Origin of the sequence: Arcobacter sp. (genome assembly GCF_050300555.1) — a bacterium.
Taxonomy (GTDB): domain Bacteria; phylum Campylobacterota; class Campylobacteria; order Campylobacterales; family Arcobacteraceae; genus Arcobacter.
In genome coordinates this window covers 1-850 of the sequence record NZ_JBNKXY010000080.1, presented here as the reverse complement: position 1 = coordinate 850, position 850 = coordinate 1, and the positions used below count along the sequence as shown (strand labels likewise).

At 40.2% G+C, this 850-nt stretch carries 1 protein-coding gene; it reads left to right on the top strand.

All coding sequences use genetic code 11. The features are described 5' to 3' along the window. A partial coding sequence (locus tag ACQY5W_RS13050; protein WP_428025409.1) for a hypothetical protein occupies positions 1 to 235 on the top strand: 235 nt, incomplete at its 5' end. Between the last annotated feature and the right edge of the window lie 615 nt (positions 236 to 850).

Below are 850 nucleotides of genomic sequence, written 5' to 3'. Positions count from 1 at the left end.
GTGTAGTCAATCTTGTGTTTCAGGCCATAGGTTGCCAGCTCTTGCAATGGGAGGACATGATGGAGCAGATGCCACCTATTCCCGTAGTTTCTTCGCCTCCTACAGCTATTCAAGTTATTCCTCAGTGGCCGTGCTGAGAGATAGGATGGAGAAGATTGTTGATCACCTAAAATGGATCGAGAAGCTTGTGTGTGTGTGCATAGTTGTTGTAGTGTATGCAGTACTAAAGAAGTAGATGACAATGCTACGTACTTCTACTTATATAATGACATTGTAGAAGTATCAATTTGAACCTAGAGATTGTTTACATATTTCATGTCATAAAGATGCAAGAATTTCACAAGCAAAAAAGTACAAAAGTTATGTTGTGATCCTCAGTAGCAACAAGTGGGAGGAGGCGTCACCATGCCCATTGCTACTAATGATCAAAGTAGCATATATCATTTTAAAAACAAATTATGGAGAAACTGACCTCACAAGTTAGGAATACTCACGATATGCATCAGTTTCTATTGTGATATCAAACCAACCAGCAAGACCTTGGTACCCTAGCTGGTGAGGACTACTCTCTCCATGACATTGTATAAAATAAATGTTTGTATGAAACTTTTTAATATGAATTCTCCCAAGTTCGGCGAGCGAGGTGGGACAACATGCAATCGATTGAGACTGCTCAAGAGATACGTTCAGTAATGGCAAGCGAGCCGGGTCATAGTAGGCTCTACAAAAAGAAAATAATGACATCCACAGATACACGAGAAATTAATTTTGTGTACTCGTGGCCACCGCCGCAATTTACTATTATAAGCAAGTACTTATGTGAGTCAGTCCCACTTTCTGTGAGTGAGGT